Consider the following 16168-nt stretch of genomic DNA (forward strand, 5'->3'; position numbering starts at 1 on the left):
CAAATCAATTAAAAAATTATTTGTGCTTCGTTATTACTTATTTAGAATAAAAAACATGAACTTACGTATATACAAAACAACCGAAGAATTAACGCTGGATTTAGCCAATTACATTATTGAGATTGCACAAACAGCAATAGAAAAAAACGACCGTTTTAATTTTGTGCTTACCGGAGGAAATTCACCTAAAGCACTTTATACTTTTCTAGCTACTGAATACAGAAACAAAATCGACTGGAACAAGGTATTTTTCTTTTTTGGCGACGAACGTACTGTTCCTGCAAACGATGAAAACTATAACGGCTTAATGGCTAAAAGATCTTTTTTTGATATCTTAGAAACATCCGAAAATCATATTTTTTATGTCAATACTACTTTAGATCCTGAAGCCGCAGCCGCTGATTATAAAAGCAGAATCGACAAACATTTTGACAACAATGATCTTGTTTTTGATTTAATTCTTTTAGGCATGGGAGATGATGCACACACAGCTTCTATTTTCCCGCATACTACTTTGGTTGCTGATACAGAAGCTACTGTAGCATCAGTATTTGTAGAAAAATTAAACACACATCGTATTAGCTTAACAGCTCCGTTAATCAATAAAGCGCTAAATGTGGCATTTTTAGTTTTTGGAGCAAACAAAGCCGAAGCACTAAAACACGTAATTAAAGACGAGCAAAAAGAGGTGAACAACTACCCTTCTCAATTGATACAGCCTATCGACGGAAAATTGACCTGGTTTGTTGATGAAGCAGCTTCCAGCTTGCTATAAGGCGAGGTATCTCACAGAGATTCCCGGAGAGCTTTTTTGCCCACGGATTTTACGGACAAAACAGATTGACGCCGGTTTCTTTTTAATCTTTGTCAAAAAAAATCTGATAAATCTGCGAGAGAAAAAATTAGCCATAGATTCTTTTAATAAAAATTTCTCGCAGATTTAAAAAGATTTAAGCAGATAAGCGCAGATTATTTAATAAAAATCTAAAATTAAATCTGCTATAATCTGCTCCCGATAGCTATCGGGACTGCGCGCAACAAAATCATTTTAATATTAATAGTCTTTGGCTGAACATTTCTTTACTTAGATTTTTTTGCCACAAATTTCACAAATTAGCACAAATTATTTTCTCACGCTCCCGATAGCTCAATGTCATTAAGTTAAGTTTTTTAAGGACAATTATGGCTAAAAAAATTCGCAAAGGCGCAAAGAAAACGGATGTAAACTTGGCGGCTTTGCGACTTTGCGCGAGATCAATTAGACAAAAGCATCATAGCTTTTCCTTAACTTAATGACATTGCCCGATAGCTATCGGGACTACGTGAAACAAAATCATTTTAATCTTAATAGTCTTTGGCTGAACATTTCTTTACTTAGATTTTTTTGCCACAAATTTCACAAATTAGCACAAATTATTTCTCACGCTCCCTATAGCTATCGGGACTGCGTGAAAGAATCTTTTTAATGAGTGGCTAAAACTTAAGATAAAACATAAAAATCCGCGCTTATCCGCGTTTTCACGTAGTGAATCCGTATCATCCGTGGGCATACTATCTCAACGCAAGCAATTCCTTAAAATGCTTACCGGATGCTGTGCTTCCCTACTCGTTCCGTCAAAAATTTGATGGCGGCAGCTCGTTCCTGCGGCGGCGATTTTTACGTTTTCGGCAGTAGCACGGACTTTAGGGAATAAGGCATCCTCTCCCATTTGCATACTTACCTGATAATGTTCTTTTTCGTAGCCAAATGATCCTGCCATTCCGCAACAGCCCGAATTATAGATAGTAACCGTATTATTCGTTGGCAAATTCAGCATTGCGAAAGTCGCTTCTACCGAACTCAACGATTTCTGATGGCAATGCCCGTGAATTTTGATTTCCTTCTTTTCTTCTGAAAAAGAATCAGGTTTGATCTTACCGTCTATAATTTCTTTTTTAAAGAATTCTTCGATCGTAAAAGCACTTTGTGCTACTTTCTGAGCGCTTTCTTTATCATCTGCCAAACGTAAATATTCGTCCCTAAAAGTCAAAATTGCCGATGGTTCTATACCTATCAAAGGTGCTTTCGCAGAAATTAAATCCTTGAAAATATTGACATTGATATTCGCGATCTTCTTTGCTTCTTCCAGAAATCCTTTCGACAAATAGGTTCTTCCGCTTTCTTCGTGATTTACAACCAGAACTTCGTAACCCAATTTGGTTAATAATTCGAAAGCATCGATTCCGATATTGACATCGTAATAATTCGTAAATTCATCATTAAACAAATACACTTGTCCGTTCGGGAAATTATTTTGTTGTGGCTTATGGTTTTCATACCATTTTTTAAACGTCTTTTTGGCTAGCAACGGAACTTGTCTTTCCGGTGCAATTCCCATACTTTTCTTCACCAGGGATTGATTCGAAATAAAATTCGTAATCGACGGAAACAAACTTCCCATTTTATTCAGTTTTGCATTGTGTGCAAAAATCTTATTTCGGGTCGAAAATCCGTTTGCTTTTTGATATTGGTATAAAAATTCTGCTTTTAAGGTTGCAACATCCACATTACTAGGACATTCACTTGCGCAAGCTTTACAGCTCACACACAACTCAAAAACTTCGTATAACTCCTTCTGATCGAATTTGTTTTCTTTCTCAGAATACGTTAAATATTCACGCAACGCATTCGCTCTCGCACGCGTTGTTTCTTTTTCGTTTTTTGTCGCACGATAACTCGGACACATTGATCCTCCTGCCGATGGTAATTTTCTGCAATCTCCTGATCCGTTACATTTTTCGGCAGCACGCAAAATCCCTAAACTGTCTGAGAAATCCTGAAACGTCTTTATATCCGGTTCTGTCCTGCCTGAAATCACACGATGGTTTTCGTCCATCTTTAAAGCGTTGACAATCTTCCCGATATTCAAAACCGAATTCGGATCAAACGTCAATTTGATTCTTTTCAGCAACTCATAATTGGTTTCGCCAATCATAAACGGAATAAATTCTCCGCGCACAATTCCGTCGCCGTGTTCACCGCTTAGCGAACCTCTGTATTTCTTTACCAAAATGGCCACATCGGTCGCAATGGTTCTAAAGAGTTTTAAATCTGATGTTTTCTTTAAATTCAAAACCGGACGCAAGTGCAGTTCTCCCGCTCCGGCATGTGCGTAATAAATAGCGTCTTGTCCGTGGCGTAGCATCATGGCCGAAAACTCTGCAATATAAGCAGGTAAATCACTCAATTGAACTGCCGTATCCTCAATAGAATCAGCTGCTTTGTCATCGCCAACAATACTTCCTAAAAGTCCGAGACCGGCTTTTCTAAGTTCGTTTACTTTATCAATATCAGCACCGTATATTTTTACGAGCGCGTAACCAAAGTTATTTTTTTCTAAATCGGCCACTAAAGCATTTGCTTGATTTTCGGCATCTGCCGCATCATGTGAAGCGACTTCAAACATCATAATCGCTTTAGGTTCTCCAACCAGAAAAAATCTGTTTTTAATGTGTTCGCGACTTGTTTTTGTACAATCTAAAATTGTATCGTCGATCATTTCGCAAGTATACAAATGATGTTTCATTGCTACTACGACAGATTCCAGCGATTCCTGAATACTATGATAATGCGCCACGACCATAATATTATTCGCTGGCGGTAAATCATCAACTTTTAAAGTAATTTCGGTTGTAAAAACCAGCGTTCCCTCGCTTCCGCAAAGTAATTTCCCTACGTTTATTGTGGGTTCAGTTCCGCCAAACAAATCCGATTTTAATAGAATATCAACGGCATAACCTGTATTTCGTCTGTGAATTTCCGGTTTTGGAAACTCCTTGATAATTTCGTCCTGCGTTGCTTTTACCGAAAGTTCCTCATAAAGACTTTTATATATTTTATTTTCTAAAGTATCTCCTTTGGTTTTTGCAATAAATTCCGCCGAAGTCAACTCGTTAAAAACCACCTGAGAACCATCGCTTAAAAGTCCTTTGATTTCGACAATTTTATCGCGCGTCACACCATAACGAATCGAAGTCGTTCCCGAAGAATTATTGCCCACCATTCCGCCAATCATACAACGGTTTGTGGTTGAAGTGTTAGGTCCGAAAAAAACGCCATGTGGTTTCAGAAATAAATTCAGTTCATCACGAATTACACCGGGCTGAACTGTAACCGTTTTTTTAATGGGGTCGAAATTCAGGATTTTGGTAAAGTTTTTCGAAACATCGACCACAATTCCGTCACCAACCGTTTGTCCGGCAAGTGAAGTTCCTGCCGTTCTGGGCGTAATCGAAATATGATGCTGCGCCGCAAACCGAATCACTTTACTGATATCTTCGATAGTTTTAGGAACAGAAACCGCTTTTGGTCGAATTCTGTACACCGAAGCATCGGTCGAATAAAGCGTTTTATGAAGATCATCGTATAAAAGTGTTCCTTCTAATGACGTTGCTAATTGTTCTAACTCCTTATTTATTGACATTATCGCTGAATTTATGGCTTTCTTTCAGTTACAAAAATAGTTATTTTTTAAGGTTCAGAGGTGCAAAGTGCCAAAGGTTCAGAGGTTTTCTTTTCTTTGGCTTTCCTGAGTTGGAATTTATTATTTATTATTTAGAATTTATACACTCAATTGTGACCCTGAGCGAATTCGAAGGCTAATGAAAACTACATTAAATCCTTACCAAAAATTGGAATGTAGAATTAAAAAAAAATAATTTACCGCTAAGGACGCTAAGGTTTACGCAAAGTTCACAAAGACTTTGTCGTTATTTCGCTTTGCTTTAAGATCGCTAAGGGATTGTGGAAATAAGGCATGCAGAAAATTAGAATTTGTAATTTATCAGCGCGACTATTAATTTAAAAATTTTCACAAACATAAGGCGCTTCAAGAATAACTCTATATGACATAAAAACACATCCAAAAGAAGTTCCTTCTATTCCCTCAATAATTAACCAGCTTAGAATTCCTTTACTTATAAGCTGATATAGTTCATATTCAATAAATTCAGGACTATAATTTAATTTTCGATATTCAGGATGGGTTCTAATAAATTCTGAAAATTTCCATTGTGAAAACTCAATTTCATTTCCTCCAATATCATAAGCATAAATGACTCCGTCTTTTTCAGCTGTACAGCCACTTCCGTGAAACCAATATTCAATTCCGTCAATCGATCCTATTCTCTCAAAAAAAGTATGAGAAAATGAACATGGATTTATGTCTTGTTTGTATTTGTCCTTTAGTAAAACTTCAAAATTCCTAATGAACTTGATGTAATCTGTTAAGATTTGTTCTATCATAATTACTCCAAAATTAAATGGAAAATATTGGATTCGCAACTCTGTCAAATTTTTAATAAAACATTTTTAAATATATTATTTTTCTTACTTATTGATTATGTTCCTTTTTTGATATCTTTGCTATTCTTAAATCTTCACATTGAGAATTAAATAAATTTGCCCTTGCGGTATGATGGTATATTGTAATCAACAATAATGTTCTTAAAGACATATAACATCTTATTTACATGGGTTTTACATTCAAAAAAATGTCAAGTTATGAGTACAAAAAACCTTTCGAAAGAAGCCGAATTCAGGCTTATGTCTTTTTTCAACAACACCATCGCGCCAGATCAAATGGCGAAAGCACTAAGGCAGGTAAATTTTAGTTATTTACATTTCACTAAAAATGATTTTATTTTGATAGGGTTAGAAAATAGAAATTTTAATATGAATGGGAACTATCTTTAGTTATCTTCTAATTAAGATGGATCAAAATCAACTAATAGGTTTCTGGCTTTTTTATAATAGCTTCTATGACGCAAGAGTTTTTGCAGATTTTGATAGTGATGGTGAATTAGATTATTTAGATTGGGGTGTCAGAAAAATAAGATAAGTCTTTATAATATCGAAAAAGATTCATTAAAAGAGAGTACGAATAAACTTATATTTGTTTTACCAACTAAAGGACAGACTGAATATGAAGATACTCATGGTATAAGTAATGAATGGTATTCTATAGTTGACAAAAGTAGATCAAACTGGTTTTTTAAATTTTGATCACAATAAATCGTTATCCGAAATAATAAAATTTGATGATAGCACAAAGAAAAGCATGAGAGAAATTAAGAATGAACAGAACAAAAAAAAATGAGTTGATAAATTGCTTAGATCTTTTGAAGTCTGGTAAAACTATTCATAAAAAACAGAGATAAAATAAAAAAACATTAACATTAAAACAAATGAATAATTTAAAAAATAATACAACTCTTGCTATTTGCTCATTAGTAATTATCATTGTTATGAATGCTTGCTCTTCAAAGTATATTAAACTTGTAAGTCCAGATACAAAAACTGAGTTCGGTATTACTCTAACCTCACCTTCAAGAGGTGTTTTTTTTGTAGAAAATCAGAAAATTCCAGCTTCAAAAAACAAAATTGAAATCCATACGAAAGTAGCAAACTCTCTTTACAATAATTATGGCCCAGCAACTGATAATAGATTCATAGGAAGAACAAATGCCCGACAATTAAAATTTGTAACTAACAATAAAACCTATCTAATAGATATTACAAAGCTTCAGAAAAGAACAGCAATGGTTATTTTTGATGGAAAAAATAAACCTATTATAGAATACAATAGTAAAAGATACAATGCCAGCATCGAAAAGTATTTCATTGGTAAATCCAAATAAAACAAGGAAAACATTTAAATTTCACATAAACACACGCACTATATTAGCTTACAATTTTTAAATATTTATTGAAATAAAATGGCAACAGACGGAATAAAAATAATTGACGGAGACTTAGCACGAGATACCTACGAGCAAATAATGGATTTATATGATAGTGATGCAAGTACTGAAACCATTAAAAAAGAAATTCCTTTTATTAAAGAAGATTACGGAAAGGAAACCGATTTTTATCACGAAATATTTGTGACTTCTTACGCACTTGCATTTTGGGAAATTGGAGAAATGACAGAAGATATTATTGAAGAAGTAAAACGAGTGATTGAATTAAAAGCCGGCGTTAAAGTATGGACAGAGGAATGTGATATAAACGAAGGTAAAAAAAGACAAAAAGAACTTGATAAACTTATAAAGAAGATTAGTCAACCCAATTTGAAAATTAGGAAAAGAAAAAAATACAGATTAATTAAAAACCTTTATTTTCAACCTGACGACTTATTAACGTTTCAACTTTCAGACCAAAATTATTATGCCATAATCTGTGCAAAAATAACGCAACATAGAGGACAATGCACGTATGATTTAGTTGCTACAACCTATAAAGGAAAAAATAAACCAACTGTTGAGGATTTGAAATCTTGCTTTATTGCAGGACAGAAAATTGGATCTGGTTATGACTGGAAAACAACTTTACTACAACAGCCAAACGTTGATGAAATTTGGGAATATGTGAATCGAGACAATTTTTTCTTCGGACTTTCTTATAGTTTGGTTACTCATAGAGATATGATTTCGTTCAAAGATAAGTTTGAAATTGTTGGTAAACTCAAAATAAAAGAGAGTTTTAAAAGAGATGCCGGATACGGATACGAATCTTCTTTTGATCGATTTGAAAAAATTTTTATAGACCTTGACAATCATATTACCATATTCAGAGAACAAAAATATCCCGTGTCTTTACTTTGTGAATTTTGATTTTTATAAATTACCCTACTCCTTCCCCCAAATCCTGGTATTCAAATCCAGCTCATGAACAATATCATGCATAAACTGAACAATCGAAAGATCATCTGTAAGTAAATCAGGAACTAAAAGCGAAGTATGAATAGGCGCTTCGAAGTAATTAGTGCTTAACGGGAAAGCGATATACATTTTTGAACTTATAAACGAGATCGAAATTGTTTCCTTGGATTTGTTGTTTAGGTTCAGAATTCTTTCCATCATGGCGGGCGTTAAGATATATCTTGCCTCGATTTGATTTCTCGAATACGTAACAAACTGATTATCAAAATCGGAATTTTCTAACTGTACAATTTCGGTATTTCCAAAACTAAAAACATTTTTAGAGAACCATGCGCCAACCGTATTCCCAAAACTTTTTGGACGAACGACTGTAGAAACCGTAAAATTTTTATTAAAATCAGCTACAAAAATAATTCCTTTAAAGATGTTATGCCATTCCGTGCGTGTTCCATTTTTGGTTTGTGTTTCGGTTTTATATTCGGCATGCACTTCGGCAAATGAGAAAGAAGTTTTATCGACAGTTCCGGTTATTAAATCCTGCGTTTTATAGCGATCCGGTTCTGTTGTAAAAAGATCCGAATTTATAAATTCATTTTCAGGAAGTCCGCTTTGAGGTATAAAAGTGAGGCTTTCGTTGATGTTTTTTAATGCCGTTGCCACAACATTCGTTTTATAAGATACTTTGTATTTTCGCGCATCACCATCGATCTGAAAAAGCATTACAATCCCAACAATTATAGGAATCAAACTTAATATAAAAGCAACACTAGCAGCTCCCACAAGTAGGCCGCCCACGATAAGTACTACCGCAATCCCAAATACAGTATAACAAACAGTATAAGTCGACGCGATTTTTTTTCTGTCGACCTCTAATGTATTCAAAATCTCTTGTAAGGCTGGATTATTAGTGATTTCTGAATCCATTAATTATTAAAAAGTTCTTTTGCACTAATATTTTTACGTTCTTCTTCTGCCGTTGCCAAAACTTGAATTGGAGTATAACTCAGCATTCCTGCAAATAAATTGCCTGGAAACATCATAATAGCGTTATTAAAATCTGTAACTACAGCATTGTAAGTTCTTCTGGCTGCCGCAATTTGTTCTTCGCTTTCTGTCCAGGTCGTTTGCAAATTAGTAAAGCTTGAGTTCGCCTTTAGATCGGGATAATTCTCAACATTTACCATTAAACCTCTTACAGTAGTACTCAATTCAGCATCAAGACTGGCTTTTTCTGTATCGCTAATCGCTCCGGAAGTTGCTTTGGCACGAAGCTCCACAATTTTAGTCAATGTACTTTGTTCGTAATTGGTATATTGTTTTACAATTTCAACCAAATTCGGGATTAGATCAAAACGTTTTTTCAGCATTACATCGATTGCCGAAAAAGCATTCGTTACCTGATTTCTTTTTCCGATAAGTGAATTGTAATAAAATATCCACAAAAATATAAAGATGATAATAATTGGTAATATGACAAACATGAATTTAGTTTTATTAGTTTGGTCAAATATAAATAAAAACGAAATAATACTACGTTTAATTTTGTAAACTAAATCTCACTTTTGAGAAATCTATAAATTTTCCTGAAACAAGAGCTGAAATTTACAACCTTAAGTTTTGGAAACCACGAAATTACCTTAAAAAAATAAGAGGGCTCCTATTAATCCTCTTCCACAAAATCTAATTCCCTATTTTTCCTGTTTCTAAAATAATTGATCAGAAATACGATAAAACCCGAAAAGAGATTCAATAAAATCATAAACAAAAAAAGCTGAAAACCTAATAAATTCCTACCTATAATCAGGTCTAATTTGGTAGATATTATCTGCTGATGATTGTAAAATTGCCAATTCTCATAATCACTATAGTCATTAGAATTTCTATTTATTACTTTGAGAAACCAAGCGCATAGTACAAAAATGAATACCGATAGGAATATCGATACTTTATGGTTTATATAATAAATAATACCAGAAAAAGTTGCGTTTGTAACAATACAAATAAGTAATACCGGCACAAAAAACATAGCAAACATAACGGGAGAGCTAAAAAAAGCGATTATAGCCAGCATCACAATGACACTATTTGAAATTATAAATTGAATACCAAACTGTTTCATTCTTTTTTAGCTGTAATGGTTATACTGTTTCCCCGAAAATAAACTTCAAATATATCATTCTTTATTAAACTCAGGAATAGGATTGATTATTACCGCTGCAAAAAAACATATTTAGTTAAAACAAACGAGCACCGGCATCTGCAAAGTTTTTAATTCGGGGGCTTGTAGGACTCAACTCTGTTACTATGGCATCTATTCTATCAAGTCCGCAAACTTTATGAGGCATTTTGCCGTTGATCTTGTCTGAAGTTGCTAAAACAATAATCTTGTCTGAGGCGTTGATCATTTCTTTTTTGATGATCGAAACTTCATAACCCATTTCTGTAAGTCCCTGATTGACATCTAAACTACTTACGCCTATAAAACAAACATCAGCTTTGATTTTCGACAAAACCTGAACCACATCGATACCAACAGTTACCATTGCATTTTTTTGCAGTTTTCCACCTATAAAAATCAATTCAATATTAGGATGTTGTGACAATTGCATCGCGATAGGCAAACTATAGGTATATATTGTAGCAGAGAAATCAATTGGAATGAGTTTACAAAACGACAAATTGGTGGTACCTCCTGTCATAATAATTACTTGACCTTCGCGTAAAAACGACAACGCTTTTTGGCCTACAATTATTTTTTTATCTTCATTGACGATATTGATATCAAATATATTACGCGACTTATCCTTTACCAGAAAGGCACCTCCATATACTTTTTCAATAAGTCCTTTGTTGTGCAATTCATTGAAATCCCTGCGAATTGTATCCTCAGAGATCTCTAATTCGAGAGCGAGATCGATCGTATTTACTTTATCGGCCTCTTTGAATTTATCCATGATAAATTGATGCCTTTCTTTTTTCAACATTTTCTTTTTTTAAACAAATATAAAAGATAATGCATTATTATGCACGTTTTAATTGAACAAATTTAAAAAATAGGAGTTTTATTATGAAATTTTTTTGATTTAAAACGATTATAATGCGTTATTATGCATTATCAAACATTTTATTTTAAAATATCGCACAAAATCGCATTAATTAAAAAAAATGTTTATATATTTCGGTTCTCTAACTAAACAAAAATTATAAAATGAAAAAACTATTATTTATTTTATTTGGAATTATTTTGTTTGCGCAACCCATATTTGCCCAATCAAAAACCGTAACCGGTACAATTACAAGTGAATCTGACGGACTTTCTCTACCAGGAGTATCTGTTCTTATTGAAGGAACATCTAAAAGTACGGTAACAGATTTAGATGGAAAATTTAGCATCGCTGTAAACCAGAATGAAACACTGGTTTTTAGCTTCGTTGGATTTGCTTCTAAAAAAGTTAAAATTTCAGCTAACTCCAGTGTAGTCAATCTTAAAATGGCAGAAGAGACGAACACACTTTCTGAAGTTGTTGTATTAGGATCTACTGTGCGTGCTACTCGTAAAGAGTTAGGAAACGCAGTGACAAGCTTAAAAGGTGAAGATTTAGTAAAGGCGCAACCAGGCGGACTTTCTACAGCTTTGCAAGGTAAGATTGCCGGAGCTCAGGTTTCTCAAAACTCAGGTGATCCAGCAGGTGGTTTCAGCATCAAACTTAGAGGAACTTCTTCTATATTAGGTTCTTCTGACCCATTATATGTTATTGATGGTGTTGTTTTGAATAATGCAACTACAAACGTTACCAACCTGAATGTAACTTCCGGAAACTCTAATATGCAAATTGGTCAAAACAGATCGTCTGATATTAATCCTAACGACATCCAGAGTGTTGAAGTATTAAACGGAGGAGCCGCTGCAGCGATTTATGGCTCAAGAGCTGCAAATGGTGTTGTTTTGATTACTACTAAAAAAGGTGTTGCAGGCGAAACTAAATATACTTTCTCTACTAGTGTAACCTCAAATCAAATTAGAAAAAAATTAGACATGAATATGTCTGACAAACAATTTGTGAGTACTTCGCCAGCTTTGTTTCCTATCCAGGGCAATCCTGCAAGCGCAACTACTGTAAATGTATTGGGAAGAGATCTTGAAACCAGAACTACAAACGTTCAGCGATATGATTATCAAGATGATATTTTTACTACAGGTGTAGGAACTGACACTTACTTCTCTCTACAAGGCGGAGACGAAAAAACAAAATATTTTGCTTCGCTTGGTTATTTAGTAAACGAAGGAATTATAAAAAATACAGATTTTAAAAGAGCCGGTGCAAAAGTAAGATTGAAACATGACTTCAATTCGAAATTATCTGCTACTGTAGGATTGAATTATATTAATTCAGGCTCAAATGAAAAACCGGATGGAAACGTTTTCTGGAGTCCAATAAACTCTATAAACATTACCAACAATACTTATGATATCAAACAAAAAGATGCCAACGGTAATTATTTAGCTGTTGATCCTAACAGGATTAATCCGCTTTCTATCATAGACGATTTTAAAATCAAACAAAATACAGACCGTATTATTACAGATTTACAATTGAACTATGTTCCGTTTAAAAACTTCAATGCCGATATGATTTTTGGTTTAGACAATTACAACCAAAGAGGAAATGTATTTATCCCAAGATATACCTACACCGTTAACCCTGCTTATTATAATGATGGATATGTTTCTGAAGCAACTAACAGAGTAGTGCAATTCAATAATGATTTAAATTTAAGATACCTTTATAATATCAACTCAAACTGGAAAGCAACAACTTACGCGGGTTATAATGTACAAACTTACCGTGATAATTTCGTAGCGATTGAAGGACGTAACTTAAAACCATTTATCGAGACTATAAATGCTTTTAATACTTTAATTCCGGGTTCACCAAGTTCAAGCCAGTCAAAATACAATTTATGGGGTTACTACCTTCAGGAAACGATTGGTTATAAAGATAAATTATATCTGACTGTTGCCGGAAGACAAGATGCTTCGACCATTTTCTCAAGCGATAACAGATCTCAGTTTTATCCAAAAGCAAGTTTGAGTTATGTACTTTCTGATGAAACATTCATGGAAAGCATTCATGATGTAGTAAGCTCTGTAAGACTTAGAGGATCATGGGGTAAATCAGGAAGTTTAACAGCTATTAAACCTTATGCACGTTTTACCAATTATTCTACAGGAACACTTTTAGGAAACAGTACTTTTACTATCGAAGGTTTCAAACAAGGAAATTTAGATTTAAGACCAGAACAAAGTGTTACTTATGAAGTTGGTGGTGATTTTGGATTCATAAAAGATCGTTTAAACTTATCATTCAGTTATTATAATGCTGACATTGACGACTTATTGTTACCTGTTCAGTTAGCAGCTTCTGAAGGTGCTACAAACACTATTAAAAACATTGGACAAATGAACAATAAAGGATTCGAATTGAATCTTAAATATGCGCTTATCCAAAAAGAAAACCTGCATCTTGATGTTTTTGTAAACTATAGCAGCAACAGAAATAAAGTAACAGGATTACCACAGCAACGTTTTAAATTAGACAGCAATTTAGCAGGAGCTCCTGTTTTTGTTGAAATGGATAAACCAGTTGGAATTTACTACGGTACTTATTTTGCAAGAAACACTGATGGAAGTTTATTGTTGACTGCTAACGGATATCCTCAAACTGAAAAAGGAGACGTAAATACCGGAGTAGCACAAAGAGATGCTAACGGACAACCAACAGGAACGATTTTGAACAAACAAATTGGAAATCCAAATCCGGATTATATCATTTCGTTTGGGGCGAATTTAAACTACAAAAAATTCAGTTTATCTGTATTATTTGATGGTGTTCAGGGCGTAGATGTTTTTGATGCTGATTACAGAACAAGACAAGGTGTTGGTTCAGGAGCATTGGTTCAAAAAGAACTTAACGGAGAATTGCCTCGTGGATATATCTGGTCTGTTTATAATGTTGAAGAATTTAGAGTTGTTGACGGAAGTTACCTGAAATTAAGAGAAGTTTCTTTGAGTTATTCTTTTGGAAAATTAAACAATTTCTTTAATGATTTAAGCATTACCGGAAGTGGTAGAAACCTGATTTCATGGGATAAATTTACCAGTTTTGATCCTGAAACAAATTCAGGCGGACAATCTTCAGTTGCGAAATACAATTTTGGAACAGTGCCAATTCCTAGTTCATATTCATTGGCCGTTAAAGTTCAATTTTAATCAAATAAAAACATCATGAAAAAAATATTCATCCCTATAGTTGCTTTTGCATCCCTTTTTGTTAGCTGCAACGAAGATTATTTAGACCCAACAAAACCGTCTCAGGAATTAGTTTTTGGATCCAGAGAAGGTATTATTGGTGCGGCAAACGGATTGCAACAGCTTTGGTCTGTAGACAGAACAAGCCCTGTTTACAATACCATTACCGGTAACGGATTTACAACAAAAGAACTCCGACTTATAAATGCAGGAAATGTTGACGAAGGTGAACTTTCTGTTGGTGGCGAGGTTCTTTCTACCAAAAATGCCGTAGTAAACAATCTATGGTCGCAATGTTTGGTGATTAAATCTGAATCTCAAAAAGTAATCGATCATATTGATGTTCTAACAGCCGAAACTGAAAGATCAAGTGTTCTTGTTCATGCTACTATTTTTAAGGCAATGGCGCTTACTACTCTTGTACAATATTTTCAGAGTGTTCCGCTAAAAACGGCAAAAAATGCTACTTTCGATTCAAGAACTGATGTATTAAATGAGGCTATTAAGATATTAAAAGCAACAGAGCCTTTGCTGGATAAAGCAACTGGTGCACCAGGTTTAGTTAGCACACTTAATTATAAAAACACAGTTTATGCTCTTTTAGCCAGAACGTATTTAATGGTGGGAGACTATGATAACGCCATTGCTTATGCCGCTAAAGTTGATCTTGCTGCAAAATCAGTATTTGCTTTTGATCAAATAAGCCCTAACCCAATTGCTTATGTTTCGATCACGACTAATAACGTATTCCAACCAATAGATTTAACATTGGGATTACCAGCATCTTTAGCTCCTGCAAGTACTGACGGAAGATTGAATTTTTACATCAAACCGGGTTCAAACCCTACACTTGCAACTGGATTTTTTGATTCTAACATAAAACCAATCCCTGCTTATTTACCGGGAGAAATGACATTAATTACAGCGGAATCATATGCCCGAAAAGATAATTTACCTCAGGCAGTTATTGAATTAAATAAAGTTTTGACTAAAACTGCAGCGGCTGATGCTTACGGAATTGGAGCAAACCTTGCACCATATACCGGAGCAGTTACCAAACCTGCTATTTTGACTGAAATTTACAGAAACCGTTGTATCGAAATGTACATGTCCAGTTTAAAATTCGAAGACAGCAGAAGATTTGAGCGTCCTGCCGCCGGAACAACCGGAGCTGAGAGAAACCGTAACTGGTATCCTTATCCGGACTCTGAAAGAAACAACAATTCTAATACTCCGGCTGACCCAAAAATTTAAGACCCTCCTAAAATCGGGGCATCCTGTTATGCCCCGATTTTTTATACTATAACCCCAATTTATTTGTTATGAAAAATAAAAATCCAGAAACTGAGCAAGAATCTTTATATAAAGATCTAGATCAAATGACCGTTAAAGAGCTTCTTAAAAACATCAATACAGAAGACAAAAAGGTACCGCACATTATCGAACAGCAAATTCCCAAAATTGAAAAACTGGTAAAAGCGATCGTAAAAAAGATGCAGCTCGGTGGAAGATTGTTTTATATTGGTGCCGGAACTTCAGGACGTATCGGAATTCTGGATGCTTCTGAGTGCCCTCCTACTTTTGGAGTGCCACATGATATGATTATTGGTATTATTGCAGGAGGAGATACCGCTATTAGAAAAGCAGTTGAAAATGCCGAAGATGACACAGAACAAGCCTGGAAAGATTTGGCTCAATATCAAATTTCAAGTTTAGATTTTATCATAGGAATCGCAGCTTCCGGAAATACTCCTTATGTTTTGGGCGGACTTGAAAAAGCAAAAGAAAACAATATTAAAACGGGAAGCATTTCCTGTATCAGCAATGGCCTTATTGCTCAGGTTGCAGATCACCCGATAGAAGTTGTTGTTGGACCGGAATTTTTAACCGGAAGTACCCGTATGAAAGCCGGAACAGCTCAAAAGTTAACCTTAAATATGATCTCAACATCGGTGATGATTAAATTAGGAAAAATCAAAGGCAACAAGATGGTAGATATGCAATTATCTAACGAAAAATTAGTAAAAAGAGCCATTAAAATGATTATGGAAGAACTCAACATCGAATCTGATTTAGCAGCAGAACTTCTTCAAAAACACAAAAGTGTACGAGCCGTTTTATTAGACCATAGTGCTAAAAAATAATTTCCTCAACTAA

The 16168-nt window shown here is 34.4% G+C and carries 14 protein-coding genes; 8 read left to right on the forward strand and 6 right to left on the reverse strand.

Annotated elements, in window-relative coordinates; translation table 11 throughout:
* The first annotated feature begins 55 nt into the window (after window positions 1-55).
* On the forward strand, window positions 56-775 hold the full coding sequence (gene pgl, locus NJT12_RS08700) for a 6-phosphogluconolactonase (protein WP_271335496.1): 720 nt from the start codon (window positions 56-58) through the stop codon (window positions 773-775).
* Between the two features lie 781 nt (window positions 776-1556).
* Here the strand turns inward: pgl and NJT12_RS08705 are convergent.
* On the reverse strand, window positions 1557-4463 hold the full coding sequence (locus tag NJT12_RS08705) for an FAD-binding and (Fe-S)-binding domain-containing protein (protein WP_271335497.1): 2907 nt from the start codon (window positions 4461-4463) through the stop codon (window positions 1557-1559).
* Between the two features lie 377 nt (window positions 4464-4840).
* Window positions 4841-5284 (reverse strand): DUF6896 domain-containing protein, encoded by a 444-nt coding sequence (locus NJT12_RS08710; RefSeq protein ID WP_271335498.1) that lies wholly within the window; start codon window positions 5282-5284, stop codon window positions 4841-4843.
* 227 nt (window positions 5285-5511) lie between these two features.
* Between NJT12_RS08710 and NJT12_RS08715 the strand changes: the two genes are divergently transcribed.
* The 4 genes from NJT12_RS08715 to NJT12_RS08730 all read left to right on the forward strand — a co-directional run bounded on the left by NJT12_RS08715 (window position 5512) and on the right by NJT12_RS08730 (window position 7653).
* Window positions 5512-5652, forward strand: coding sequence for a hypothetical protein (locus NJT12_RS08715; RefSeq protein ID WP_271335499.1), 141 nt, complete (start codon window positions 5512-5514; stop codon window positions 5650-5652).
* 65 nt (window positions 5653-5717) lie between these two features.
* A complete protein-coding gene (locus NJT12_RS08720; RefSeq protein ID WP_271335500.1) occupies window positions 5718-5879 on the forward strand; it encodes a hypothetical protein in 162 nt (53 codons plus the stop codon).
* Between the two features lie 346 nt (window positions 5880-6225).
* Window positions 6226-6678 carry a hypothetical protein gene (locus NJT12_RS08725; RefSeq protein WP_271335501.1) on the forward strand — a complete coding sequence of 151 codons (453 nt, stop codon included), beginning with the start codon at window positions 6226-6228 and terminating at the stop codon, window positions 6676-6678.
* Between the two features lie 78 nt (window positions 6679-6756).
* Entirely contained in the window at window positions 6757-7653 is an 897-nt protein-coding gene (locus NJT12_RS08730; protein ID WP_271335502.1) for a hypothetical protein, read from the forward strand.
* Window positions 7654-7668: 15 nt separating this feature from the next.
* Here the strand turns inward: NJT12_RS08730 and NJT12_RS08735 are convergent, their stop codons facing one another.
* From NJT12_RS08735 to NJT12_RS08750, 4 genes are all read right to left on the reverse strand, one after another.
* Window positions 7669-8625: a DUF3137 domain-containing protein gene (locus NJT12_RS08735; protein ID WP_271335503.1), complete on the reverse strand. Its 957-nt coding sequence runs from the start codon at window positions 8623-8625 to the stop codon at window positions 7669-7671.
* Window positions 8625-9182: a LemA family protein gene (locus tag NJT12_RS08740; protein ID WP_271335504.1), complete on the reverse strand. Its 558-nt coding sequence runs from the start codon at window positions 9180-9182 to the stop codon at window positions 8625-8627. The genes NJT12_RS08735 and NJT12_RS08740 overlap by 1 nt, the downstream gene beginning before the upstream one ends.
* A gap of 179 nt (window positions 9183-9361) precedes the next feature.
* Window positions 9362-9820, reverse strand: coding sequence for a hypothetical protein (locus NJT12_RS08745; protein WP_271335505.1), 459 nt, complete (start codon window positions 9818-9820; stop codon window positions 9362-9364).
* 115 nt (window positions 9821-9935) lie between these two features.
* On the reverse strand, window positions 9936-10685 hold the full coding sequence (locus tag NJT12_RS08750; protein ID WP_271335506.1) for a DeoR/GlpR family DNA-binding transcription regulator: 750 nt from the start codon (window positions 10683-10685) through the stop codon (window positions 9936-9938).
* 224 nt (window positions 10686-10909) lie between these two features.
* Here NJT12_RS08750 and NJT12_RS08755 point away from each other — a divergent pair, with 224 nt between their 5' ends.
* The 3 genes from NJT12_RS08755 to murQ all read left to right on the forward strand — a co-directional run bounded on the left by NJT12_RS08755 (window position 10910) and on the right by murQ (window position 16155).
* A complete protein-coding gene (locus NJT12_RS08755) occupies window positions 10910-13972 on the forward strand; it encodes a SusC/RagA family TonB-linked outer membrane protein (protein ID WP_271335507.1) in 3063 nt (1020 codons plus the stop codon).
* A gap of 15 nt (window positions 13973-13987) precedes the next feature.
* The gene (locus tag NJT12_RS08760; protein WP_271335508.1) at window positions 13988-15265 is read left to right on the forward strand and encodes a RagB/SusD family nutrient uptake outer membrane protein; all 1278 of its coding nucleotides are present in this window, start codon (window positions 13988-13990) and stop codon (window positions 15263-15265) included.
* 68 nt (window positions 15266-15333) lie between these two features.
* Window positions 15334-16155, forward strand: coding sequence for an N-acetylmuramic acid 6-phosphate etherase (gene murQ / locus NJT12_RS08765; RefSeq protein WP_271335509.1), 822 nt, complete (start codon window positions 15334-15336; stop codon window positions 16153-16155).
* Window positions 16156-16168: the final 13 nt, after the last annotated feature.

This window comes from Flavobacterium azizsancarii, assembly GCF_027980145.1.
GTDB classification, from domain to species: domain Bacteria; phylum Bacteroidota; class Bacteroidia; order Flavobacteriales; family Flavobacteriaceae; genus Flavobacterium; species Flavobacterium azizsancarii.

What these genes read in the sequence shown, in the direction of transcription:
- pgl (WP_271335496.1), top strand. Translation starts at nt 56, where the DNA reads ATGAACTTACGTATATACAAAACAACCGAAGAATTAACGCTGGATTTA.
- NJT12_RS08705 (WP_271335497.1), bottom strand. Translation starts at nt 4,463, where the DNA reads ATGTCAATAAATAAGGAGTTAGAACAATTAGCAACGTCATTAGAAGGA.
- NJT12_RS08710 (WP_271335498.1), bottom strand. Translation starts at nt 5,284, where the DNA reads ATGATAGAACAAATCTTAACAGATTACATCAAGTTCATTAGGAATTTT.
- NJT12_RS08715 (WP_271335499.1), top strand. Translation starts at nt 5,512, where the DNA reads ATGGGTTTTACATTCAAAAAAATGTCAAGTTATGAGTACAAAAAACCT.
- NJT12_RS08720 (WP_271335500.1), top strand. Translation starts at nt 5,718, where the DNA reads ATGGGAACTATCTTTAGTTATCTTCTAATTAAGATGGATCAAAATCAA.
- NJT12_RS08725 (WP_271335501.1), top strand. Translation starts at nt 6,226, where the DNA reads ATGAATAATTTAAAAAATAATACAACTCTTGCTATTTGCTCATTAGTA.
- NJT12_RS08730 (WP_271335502.1), top strand. Translation starts at nt 6,757, where the DNA reads ATGGCAACAGACGGAATAAAAATAATTGACGGAGACTTAGCACGAGAT.
- NJT12_RS08735 (WP_271335503.1), bottom strand. Translation starts at nt 8,625, where the DNA reads ATGGATTCAGAAATCACTAATAATCCAGCCTTACAAGAGATTTTGAAT.
- NJT12_RS08740 (WP_271335504.1), bottom strand. Translation starts at nt 9,182, where the DNA reads ATGTTTGTCATATTACCAATTATTATCATCTTTATATTTTTGTGGATA.
- NJT12_RS08745 (WP_271335505.1), bottom strand. Translation starts at nt 9,820, where the DNA reads ATGAAACAGTTTGGTATTCAATTTATAATTTCAAATAGTGTCATTGTG.
- NJT12_RS08750 (WP_271335506.1), bottom strand. Translation starts at nt 10,685, where the DNA reads ATGTTGAAAAAAGAAAGGCATCAATTTATCATGGATAAATTCAAAGAG.
- NJT12_RS08755 (WP_271335507.1), top strand. Translation starts at nt 10,910, where the DNA reads ATGAAAAAACTATTATTTATTTTATTTGGAATTATTTTGTTTGCGCAA.
- NJT12_RS08760 (WP_271335508.1), top strand. Translation starts at nt 13,988, where the DNA reads ATGAAAAAAATATTCATCCCTATAGTTGCTTTTGCATCCCTTTTTGTT.
- murQ (WP_271335509.1), top strand. Translation starts at nt 15,334, where the DNA reads ATGAAAAATAAAAATCCAGAAACTGAGCAAGAATCTTTATATAAAGAT.